8 protein-coding genes and 1 pseudogene are annotated in these 8,696 nt (G+C 62.6%); 1 reads left to right on the top strand and 8 read right to left on the bottom strand.

Translation table 11 applies throughout. The features are described from left to right. From J0I64_RS06575 to J0I64_RS06610, 8 genes and pseudogenes are all read right to left on the bottom strand, one after another. Positions 1-767 (bottom strand): ABC transporter ATP-binding protein (locus J0I64_RS06575; protein WP_291406801.1); only part of this gene is annotated, 767 nt, incomplete at its 3' end. Then, positions 764-1,972, bottom strand: a complete 1,209-nt coding sequence (locus tag J0I64_RS06580; protein ID WP_291406802.1) for an amidohydrolase/deacetylase family metallohydrolase — start codon at positions 1,970-1,972, stop codon at positions 764-766. The genes J0I64_RS06580 and J0I64_RS06575, both read right to left, overlap by 4 nt. After that, positions 1,972-2,790 (bottom strand): ABC transporter permease, encoded by an 819-nt coding sequence (locus J0I64_RS06585; protein WP_291406807.1) that lies wholly within the window; start codon positions 2,788-2,790, stop codon positions 1,972-1,974. The genes J0I64_RS06580 and J0I64_RS06585 overlap by 1 nt, the downstream gene beginning before the upstream one ends. 44 nt (positions 2,791-2,834) lie before the next feature. Further along, positions 2,835-3,776, bottom strand: a complete 942-nt coding sequence (locus tag J0I64_RS06590) for an ABC transporter permease (RefSeq protein ID WP_291406803.1) — start codon at positions 3,774-3,776, stop codon at positions 2,835-2,837. An 83-nt stretch (positions 3,777-3,859) separates the two neighbouring features. Beyond that, positions 3,860-5,395, bottom strand: a complete 1,536-nt coding sequence (locus tag J0I64_RS06595; RefSeq protein ID WP_291406804.1) for an ABC transporter substrate-binding protein — start codon at positions 5,393-5,395, stop codon at positions 3,860-3,862. A 250-nt stretch (positions 5,396-5,645) separates the two neighbouring features. Continuing rightward, entirely contained in the window at positions 5,646-6,500 is an 855-nt protein-coding gene (locus J0I64_RS06600) for an SMP-30/gluconolactonase/LRE family protein (protein WP_291406805.1), read from the bottom strand. An 11-nt stretch (positions 6,501-6,511) separates the two neighbouring features. Beyond that, positions 6,512-6,988, bottom strand: coding sequence for an FCD domain-containing protein (locus J0I64_RS06605; protein ID WP_366933706.1), 477 nt, complete (start codon positions 6,986-6,988; stop codon positions 6,512-6,514). 42 nt (positions 6,989-7,030) lie between these two features. After that, positions 7,031-7,114: pseudogene (locus J0I64_RS06610) on the bottom strand (GntR family transcriptional regulator); the annotation flags it as partial. 340 nt (positions 7,115-7,454) lie between these two features. Here J0I64_RS06610 and J0I64_RS06615 point away from each other — a divergent pair. Next, positions 7,455-8,462, top strand: coding sequence for a mannonate dehydratase (locus J0I64_RS06615; protein WP_291406806.1), 1,008 nt, complete (start codon positions 7,455-7,457; stop codon positions 8,460-8,462). Positions 8,463-8,696 lie beyond the last annotated feature (234 nt).

Raw genomic sequence — 8,696 nt, forward strand, 5'->3', positions numbered from 1 at the left:
TGGGCAAAGAGGTCGTTGACCGGCGCCTGTTCGACGACGCGCCCGCCATACATGACCACCACGTCATGGGCGATTTCCGCCACCACGCCCAGATTGTGGGTGATGAACAGGATCGACATCCCAAACTGGGCCTGCAAGCGCTGCAGCAGGTCGAGGATCTGTGCCTGAATGGTAACGTCGAGCGCGGTGGTTGGCTCGTCGGCGATCAGCAGGGAAGGGTTGCAGCTCAGTGCCATGGCAATCATGACACGCTGGCGCATGCCGCCCGACATCTGGTGCGGATAGTCGTCGAGCCGGCGGGCGGCGTCGGGGATTTCGACATGGCGGAGCATTTCGAGCGCGCGAGCGCGGGCTTCGGTGCGGCCGAGCCGGGTGTGCAGGGCAATCATTTCACCGATCTGGTCGCCCACCGTGTAGAGCGGGTTGAGCGAGGTCATCGGCTCCTGAAAGATCATGGCGATTTCGCTGCCGCGAATGGCCCTGAACTGCGCAGGGTTGAAGCGCGCGAGGTCGTGTACGGCGCCTCCACGGTCGCGAAACAGCACCTCGCCGCTTTCAATGCGACCGGGCTTGGCGAGAAGGCCCATGACTGAAAGGCTCGTCACCGACTTTCCTGAGCCCGACTCCCCCACAACAGCCAGCGTTTTGCCGCGCTTGAGGTCGAAGGTGACGCCATCGACCGCTTTGGCGGTGAGGTGCCGGCCCTTGAACCAGGTTCTAAGATCGCGCACCGAAAGGATCGTGTCCTGAGCAAGGGACGCGCTCATGTCTTGCTCCCGCAATGGGGACAGGTGTGACCTGGCTCGGGCTGGTGCCGGCTGGCCGGGACGGCCTCGGCGCCGAGAATGGCGAAACGCGGCTCAAAGGTCTGGTGCAGGGTGCTGCTCGCGCCCTGGCTGTCGACCACGGTGAGGTCGGTGTCGGCAAGTTCGAACAGGGTGAACTCGGCGGGTTTCCCAACGCTCAACAGATTTTCGTGCGGCTTGCGGATCGCCCGCTTCGGGGCGGTCGAAGAGGCGATGACCACGTCTTCAAGCGCCATGCCCAAAGAGAGCAATTTGCTCATGGTCGTCGCCATGTCCCAAACCGAAGTATCGAGCGACCGATTGTGGAGATCGGTCGAGATCGTGTTGGGCTTTAACCCCCGGGCCAGGGCTGCCCGTCCGACATCGAAGGAGAACGATGCCCCGCCATGGCCCACATCGAGAACGATGCCGCGGCGGCTTGCTTCTTCGGCGAGTTGATAGAGGTCTTCATCCTCGATGATCGAGCCGCCCTGCTTGCCGTTGAAGCAATGGGTGACGATGTCGCCCGAGGTGAGCAGGCCCAGCACATCATCATAAAGCGGGGGCGGTTCGCCCACGTGCACCATGACCGGCAGGTCGACAATGCGGCCGATTTTCTTCGCCAGTTTAAGGGGGACCAGATCCCAGCCACCGGAAATGACGGCGCTGGCCCGGACTTTGAGGCCGACGATGAGGTCGCGATGGGCCCGGATCACAGCGATCGTGCGGTCGATATCGATCGAACGCATGTCCTGCAATTCTGTCACCCGGTTGCAGGCGACGAGGCCAATCGAGCCCAGATTGAGGAAGGCATAGATATTTTCGCGGGCCGGTTCGATGATGAATTCGCGCAGGCCATGGAAATTGGCTTCACCCGCAGATCCTGCGTCCACCAGCGTGGTGACGCCACGCTCCGCGCCCCCCTGGCTGGGGCGTATGGAAATGTCGGTGCCACCATACCAGACATGGGTGTGGAGGTCGGTCCAGCCCGGGCTGATGAACGCGCCTGCAGCATCGACTATACGGACGTTGTCAGCCGCGATGGCGGGGCCGACGGCCTCGATGCTTCCATCGGCCCCGACCAGTACGTCGGTTTGGGGCGGCAGGTTGGGTTGAGCAAAGCCGATGGGGCGGGCATTGCGGATGAGAAGGCCTTGAGCCTGTGGCTTAAAATGATTGTCGAACATCACACATCCTTGGCGAGGCGCGGGTCGAGGAAGTCACGCAGTCCATCACCCACCAATTGCAGGGAAAGCACCGCCAGGATGATTGCCCCACCGGGGAACCACATGATCCAAGGCGCCTGTTCCATATATTGCCGGCCCACCGAGATCATGGTGCCCCAGGTCGGGATATCGGGCGAAATGCCGACGCCGAGGAAGGAGAGCCCGGCTTCCGCGAGTATGGCATTGGCGAAGATGAAGGTGGCCTGGACCAGAAGTGGTGAGGTGACATTGCGCAGCACGTGCCGCACCAGCGTCACCGGTGTTGGTACGCCCAGGGCCCGCGCGGCCTCGACATAAGGCAATTCGCGGATCACCAGGGTCGAAGCGCGGACGACGCGGGCCAGACGCGGCGCATAGACGACGCCGAGCGCAATCACCACATTGTTGGCAGAAGCACCGAGCGCGGCAACCAGAGCAATGGCGAGCAGAATATCGGGAAAGGCCATCATGGCATCGATGAGCCGGGATACCGGAGCATCGAGCTTGCGGAAAAAGCCGGCCATCAATCCCAGAAAAACGCCGATGATCGATGAGAAGATCACCACGGCAAAGCCCACGGCGATCGAGGTGCGCCCGGAATAGAGCACGCGGGTAAAGACGTCGCGCCCGAGATCATCCGTGCCGAAGAAGTTCTGCAAACTGGGTGGCTGTAGCCTGTTGCGCACCGCCAGCTGCGCCGGATCATAGGGCGAGAGCCAGGGCGCCAGCAGCGAAAGCGCGATCATGACAACCAGAACCACCAACCCCGCCATGGCGGTGGGGCGGCTCGCCATTTTCATCAGCAGATTGGGTTCGCGGAACCCGCCTTGAGCAATTGCGGCCATCAGTAGCGCACCCGCGGATCGATGATGAGGTAGAGCATGTCGATGATGAAATTCACCAGTACGTAGAGACCGGCCACGACCAGCAGCGCACCCTGGATCAGAGGGTAGTCGCGCCGCAGCACGGCCGAGACGATGAGGCTGCCGACGCCGGGCAGGCCATAGACCGTCTCGGTGACGATAGCGCCGGAGATCAGCAGCGCCGCGGTGAGGCCGATGACGGTGAGGATCGGGATCAGCGCATTCTTGAGGGCATGCTTGGTGACGACGCGCCATTCGCTCATGCCCTTGGAGCGCGCCGTGCGAACATAGTCATCGTTGAGCACGTCGAGCATGGAGGCGCGGGTGAAGCGGGTGATGAGGGCCGAGCTGATCAGTCCCAGGGTGACCGCAGGCAAGACCAGGTGGTGCATGCGGGTCAGAAAACTCGCGCCGGGGCCGCCATAGCCGGAAGTATTGAACCAGCCCAGTTGCACGGCAAAGACCTGCATGAGCACCAGGCCCAGCCAGAAACTGGGAACGGAGGCGGCGAACATGGCCAGCGTCGTCGCCGCCTGATCGAAGATCGAACCGCGCCGATAGGCCGAAAGGACGCCGATCGGCAGCGCGATCAGCGTCGCGATGGCCAGTGAGAAGATGGTGAGGAAAAACGTCGGCTCGGCCCGCTGCATCAGCGCCTCGGTCACCGGCATATTGAGGAAGATCGACTGGCCGAAATCGCCCCGCAAAATGCCGGCGACATAGGTGAGAAACTGCTGCGGGATCGAGGCATTGAGCCCCAGCCGTTCGCGCAAGGCTTCGATGTCGGCGGCGGTGGCGTCGGGGCCAAGCATCACCGCGGCGGGATCGCCCGGCGTGACGCGCACGATGACGAAGACAATGGTAACAACCAGCGCCATCACCACCAGCATGCCGAGGATGCGATTGAGGGCAGAACGAACCATAAAGTGCTCCTCTCGGCGCGGTGGGGCCGGGCCGTGCGACAGGACTGCCGCCGCGGCGCTGGCCGCGGCGGCGATTGCGTCTGCTACTGGGCAGTGACGTAGGCGTTCCAGAAATAGGGCCAGGGGGCCGGAGTCACGCCGTCAAGCTCGGGCGACTGGGCGGCGAGGGCATTGAAGTTGCCCACCTTGTAGCCCGGCACTTCATCATAGATGACCTTCTGGACGTCGACGAACAGCGCGGCGCGCTTGGCCGGATCGCTCTCGGCGTTGAAGGCTTCCACGGCTGCGTGCTTGGCGTCCGTTGCCCACCAGCCGGGCGAGGTGTCCGACATGATGCCCATCAGCGAGGGCTCTGGCAGGAACGGGCTGTGGGTGATGTAGATGTCCCAAAGGGCCGGGTCGGCGCGATTGGTGGTCAGGGTTGCCCATTCCACCACGTCCATCTGCACCTTGAAGCCGGCGGCCTCGAGATAGGCCTGAGCCACCTGCGCCATCTTGTAATGGAATTCATACTGGCGGCTGGTCAGGATGCGCAGTGGTTTGCCGTCATAACCGGCCTCGGCCAAGAGGACCTTGGCTGCCTCGGTGTCACCATCCGGCTTATACGCCGCTGTGCCTTCTTCCGAGTGCCAGACGAAGCTTTCCGGATACCAGGCGGCGTCGATGGAGAAGAAGTCGGGCGAGCCGAACGCGGCCAGCATCATGTCCTCTGGCGCCAGCGCGGCCTGAATGGCCTTGCGGATGCGGATATCGGAATTGAGGCCGTCCTTGGTGTTCATCATGAAAACCGGCCAGCCGAATGGAGCCAGAACCACCGGCTTGGTCGCGCCGCCGCTGATCTGCTGGAAGGATTCCACCGGAAGCTGGTCGACATAGTCGTACTGTCCGGCCATGGCCGCGCTGACGCGCGTGCTGGGATCGGGCACCGGCACGAAGCGAATTTCGTCGAGGTACTGGTTGCGCGCGCCGCCGTAACCGTTCGGTTCGCCGCCCAGCGACTGATAGTCATCGAAGCGGACCAGCTGAATATATTGGTCGGGCACGCGTTCCTGCAGCTTGTAAGGGCCGGTCCCGACAAAGCTGGTCAGTGGGTCCTGTGCGGTATTGGCAGCGGGCAGAATGATCGCCGCGGCATTGTTCAGCGAGAGCAGGGCAACGAGCGGTGCATAGGGCTTGGACAGCGTGATGGTGACGGTGGAGGCGTCGGTCGCAGCGATGTCCGTAATGACTTCGCCTGCCTGCTTGCCGCGGGTCGCAACCGTGGTCCAGCGCTTGAGCGAGGCGACCACGTCGGCCGAGCTCATGACGCTGCCGTCATGGAACTTGATGCCCGTACGCAGTGGAATCGTATAGGTTTTGCCGTCTTCCGAGATCGTGGGCAGAGCGGCTGCGAGCAGCGGCGTTGCGCCCCACTTGGCGTCGAACGTGTAGAGCGTTTCGAAAATGTGCTGGGTCACGATGCCGACGAGGTCGGCCGTCGAGGCCATCGGGTCGAGTGTCGGCGGTTCACCAATGGTGGCAACGTCGATAACGCCACCCTTGGATTGGGCATAGGCAAGGCCATTGGCGGACATAAGGGCAACGACAGTCGTCGCCACTGCCAGAGCAGTGCGCTTCATCTCAATCTCCTCCGAATATTCCCTTATTATGGGATATATATCATTATTGCGGATTTATGAAGCATGAGAACGACAGAGGCGTCAAGCCGCGATCGGTCGGGGTGTGGCCGACCGTCGCGAAATCCGGCGCAGGAAACAGCATCGCCAAGCAGGGAAGGACGTTGAGGCAAGGGGCGGTCGTCGTCATGCACCCAATGGCGCTTTGACAAGAGATTGCCGGCTTTGAGCGAAAGGCGAGCGCTGATCGGCCCTAGCCGAAGACGCCCACAGGCACGCCGGGCACGTCGACCTCGAATTTGACGATGCCGTCGCGCCCGTCTTCTCGGGAGTCGAGGCTTGTCACGTAAATCGTCCGCAGGTCGGGGCCGCCAAAACAAGGCATGGTCGGGAATTTGAGCGGTACATCGACCCAGCCGAGCAGGTCGCCACTGGCCGAAAACCGGTTGATGCGGCTGGCGGAAGGGCCTGCAGACCAGTAGGTTCCGGCCATGTCGCAGGCGCCCCCATCCGGGCGGCCGCTGGCCTCGTCATTGTCGCGCAGGCGCCGGCGATTGTTCACCGCCCCGGTCGTCCGGTCAAAATCCCAGCTGTCGAGCCACATGCTGCCGCGCGAGTCCGAATGGTAGAGCAGGGTGCTCTCGGCATTCCAGGCAAGGCCGTTGGAGATGGCGATCCCCTCGGCAATCACCCGCACCTCGCCAGTGGGATCGACGCGATAGAGTTTTGCCGCCGGCCTGCCCTCGGACGAAGCGTCCATGCTGCCGACCCAGAAAGCGCCGTCTGGCCCCACCTTGCCATCGTTGAGCCGCATGCTGGGCTTTGCGTGCTCGATATGCGCGATCCGGTCGCGCCGTCCGCTTTCGGGATCAAAGAGGACAACGTCATTGCGCAGCGCCACGACCAGCTTACCGCCTTGCGCCAGGCCAAAGCTGGGCACTGGCTCGTCAAAGCTCCAGGCCCTCCGCTTTCCGTCTGAATCGAGCGCGTGGATCGTGCCGGCCGGAATATCGCACCAGAGCAGGCGCCCGGTGCTCGCGTCCCAGACCGGGCTTTCGCCCACGCCAAACCGCTCGCGGATAACCCATTGCACCTCAGGTTGCGCCACGCTGCCGGCCCTCAATTGCCAATGTCGTGGGCAAGGCTCCACTCGCGATAGCGCCGGCGGCCGCCTTCTAGGTGCTGGCGCATTGCCAGCCTTGCCGCGTCGGGCTTGCGATCGCTGATGGCCTCAAAGATGCGCCGGTGCTCGGTCTGGATATTTTCCAGAAACTCGGCCTTGTCCTTTTCGTCGCTGAAACTGGCGCCCAGCGCCCGGCGCGGGATCAGCCTTTCGCCCATTTCGTCGACGAAGAGGCGAAAGCGCGAATTGTTGGTGGCATCGGCAATGGCGCGGTGAAAAGCCCGGTCGGCATCGGTGGCGAGCGTATTGTCCGCCAGGTGTCGCGCAAACTGAGTCAGCGCCTGTTCCATACGCAGGAGATTGGTCTCGGTCCGGCGCTCGGCCGCGAGCCCCGCCGCCTCGATCTCGACGCTCATGCGGAACTCGATCAGGTCGAGCACATCGGCAATGTCCTGCGGCGCTTCCATGAACATGGAACCGCCCAGCACTTTGGGTGGCTCGCTGACATAGACGCCGCTGCCGCGCAGCGAGCGCAGCCGTCCCTCCGCCTTGAGGCTGGCAATGGCTTCGCGCACCACCGTGCGGCTCACGTCGAAAGTCTCGCAGAGCTTTTAGGCCGGCGGCAGATTGTCGCCGGGTTTCAGGCCGCTGTCGGTGATGAGGCGGACAAGTCCGTCTTTGACGCGATCCGTCAGTCGCAGGGCTACGATTTCAGCCATTTCCGCTATTCGCGTCCTCAAATGGTAACAGTCTGCTAGCGAGCCGCAGCAGTGTGGGGCCCTAATCGCATGCCACGCTAAGGCCGATTTGTCATCCTTCTCGTGCCGCGATCCCGGAGAAAGCGATAAAAATCTGCCGCCCGCCGATCAGGTTCGGCTTGTAGCATGCCCATATATTTCATACAACTTTGTAGAAGTCATAACACTTGAGGGTATTGGCATGTATGTGGGCACCCAGCTGAGCGGGGAGAAGTTCAACGAGGTGGGCGATGCCCACTTGCGCCAGCTGGCGCAGCTTGGTCTGCGCCATGTCTGCGTCGATCCTGTGGGCAATCCGCATGACTGGACGCGCGACATCCTCGAGCGCCACATCGAGCGGATCGAAGCGGCTGGCCTGGTGCTCGACATGGTGCAGTTGCCCATGTCTTCCGCCGGCGTCGATAATGTAAAATCGCCCTCGATTGTGCTGGGGCGCGATCCAGATCGCGAACGTGAAGTGGAGAGCATTTGTCGGCTCATCGAGACGCTGGGCGCATTGGGCATCAAGGCCGCCAAGTACAATTTCAACATTCTCGGCATTCCTCGCACCCCGTCCGAGCGCGGGCGCGGCGGAGCCATCATGTCCACCTTCCGGCATGATCAGACGTCGGATGATGCGGTACTCAGCGGCGCGGGCCAGGTAAGTGCCGACGAGATGTGGGAGCGCATCACCTGGTTCCTCGAGCGCGTCGTGCCGGTGGCCGAGGCGAGCAAGGTGCGTCTTGCCTGTCACCCACATGATCCACTGACGCGCCCGGGTTATCGCGGCATGGAAGAGCGGGTTCTGGGCTCAGCCGAGGGGCTCAAGAAATTCGTCTCGATCGCTGAAAGCCCCTATCATGGGCTCAATTTCTGTCAGGGCACGGTGGCCGAAAGCCTCGAAAATCCGCGCGAGGAAATCGGCGATATCATTCGCTGGTTCGGTGAACGCAAGAAGATCTTCAACGTCCATTTCCGCAACATCAAGGGCGGCCGCTACTCCTTCACGGAGGAGTTTCCCGATGCCGGCGACATGGACATGGCGGCGAGCCTCAAGATCTACAAGGAGGTTGGCGTCGACTGCATGATCATGCCCGACCACGTACCACACATCGACGGCGAAGCGCCCTTCGAAACCGCCTTTGCCTTCTGCTACGGCTACATCATCGGCGTCTTCCAGGCCAACGGCTGGGACCCGTACGGGGCTTGAGGTCGCTCTTGGGGTGGGGGCGTATCATCCTCGCGCCCCCGCCGCGTCATTCCCGCGAAAGCGGGAATCCCCGTTTCTGATCAATGAGACTGCCAAAACCTCGATTGTCACCCCGGCGAAGGCCGGGGCCCATCCCGAGATCTCAAGTTGGGCCCCGGCCTTCGCCGGGGTGACAACTGGTGGGTCGATTGAGCACCTCAAAGAACCAAAGGAAAAGGCCCGGATCTCGCGATC

Origin of the sequence: Devosia sp., assembly GCF_017307565.1 — a bacterium.
In the GTDB taxonomy this organism is placed as follows: domain Bacteria; phylum Pseudomonadota; class Alphaproteobacteria; order Rhizobiales; family Devosiaceae; genus Devosia.

Coding starts and splice junctions, on each gene's coding strand:
- J0I64_RS06580 (WP_291406802.1), bottom strand. CDS start 1,972: ATGTTCGACAATCATTTTAAGCCACAGGCTCAAGGCCTTCTCATCCGC.
- J0I64_RS06615 (WP_291406806.1), top strand. CDS start 7,455: ATGTATGTGGGCACCCAGCTGAGCGGGGAGAAGTTCAACGAGGTGGGC.
- J0I64_RS06595 (WP_291406804.1), bottom strand. CDS start 5,395: ATGAAGCGCACTGCTCTGGCAGTGGCGACGACTGTCGTTGCCCTTATG.
- J0I64_RS06605 (WP_366933706.1), bottom strand. CDS start 6,988: ATGTTCATGGAAGCGCCGCAGGACATTGCCGATGTGCTCGACCTGATC.
- J0I64_RS06590 (WP_291406803.1), bottom strand. CDS start 3,776: ATGGTTCGTTCTGCCCTCAATCGCATCCTCGGCATGCTGGTGGTGATG.
- J0I64_RS06585 (WP_291406807.1), bottom strand. CDS start 2,790: ATGAAAATGGCGAGCCGCCCCACCGCCATGGCGGGGTTGGTGGTTCTG.